The organism is Angustibacter peucedani (assembly GCF_054779595.1).
The window spans coordinates 1-1,145 of the sequence record NZ_BAAGXY010000194.1; the positions used below are offsets into that span (position 1 = coordinate 1).

A 1,145-nucleotide genomic window follows, 5' to 3' on the forward strand; every position below is an offset into this window, starting at 1 on the left:
GACCGAGGCGGTCGGGCAGTCCCGGGTCGCGATCGACGAGCTCACCCGCATGGCCGCCGAGCTCCAGGGCCAGATCACGCGCTTCACCTACTGACGCGACGCCTGTCGCGCCGACGAGAGAAGGACCAGGTCATGGACGACCGCAGCACCCAGCAGACCGGCGCCGTGGCGCGCGCGGCGGCGACGGCCCGAGCCGTCGTCCGGCTCCCGCGCGCCCTGGTGCGCCGTCGTCCGGCGTCCGGGCAGGGGGAGCAGGCCGGCCGCCGGGGGGTCGGCCTGCGACCGCGCATCCTCGCGGTGGGCGGCACCGGCGTCGTCGCGGCGCTCGTCGTGGGCGCGACCGCGGTCGTCTCGCTCGGCAGCCTGGCCTCGACCACCCGCCACCTCGACCGCCTGCAGGAGCTGTCGGGCGCGCTGCACCAGGTGCGGTTCTACAACGCGGACGTCGGCGGGTGGCAGACGGCGTACGCGTGGGACGCGCGCAAGGGTGACCCCAAGAAGGCCGTGAGCGACACCAGCACCAGCCGGGCCGGGTACCTGAAGTCCACGCAGGCGCTGCGCGACACCCTCGCCGGCATGCCGAAGGACGTCATGACCGACGACGAGCAGGCCGCCCTGGCGCGGATCCAGGTGCTGTGGGCGCAGTTCTTCTCGACCGACGACACCGTCGTGGCGTACTACGCCCAGGGCGACCCCCTGTCGGTCGACCGCGCCGAGGCCACGATCGCCGGGCCGGAGCACGGGATCTACTACTCGATCAACGACGAGACCGACGCCCTGGTCGCCTCGGTGACGAAGCGGGCGGATGCCGAGGTCGCCGCCGCGACCGCGACCGCCGACCGCGCGCGGCTGTTCGTCGTCGTGGCGGTGGTGCTCGCCGCCGTCGCGGTGGCCGTGTGGTCGGCCGGCGTCGCCGGCGGGGTCGTACGACGCGTGCGGCGGGTGCAGCGCGCCCTGGACGCGATGGCGGACGGCGACCTGACGGCGCGCGCGCTCGTGCGCGGCACCGACGAGGTGGCCCAGATGGCGGCGGCGCTCGGCGTGGCGCAGGAGTCGGTGCGCTCGGTCGTCGAGCGCGTCGCCCTGTCGGCGTCGGCGGTGGCGTCGAGCTCGGAGGAGCTGTCGGTGTCGGGTGAGGCGGTGGC

1 protein-coding gene is annotated in these 1,145 nt (G+C 75.4%); it reads left to right on the forward strand.

All coding sequences use genetic code 11. The annotated features are described in order from the left end of the window. Positions 1-132 precede the first annotated feature (132 nt). The coding region (locus ACYVJ4_RS18845) for a HAMP domain-containing protein (protein WP_460461561.1) at positions 133-1,145 on the forward strand (1,013 nt) is incomplete at its 3' end.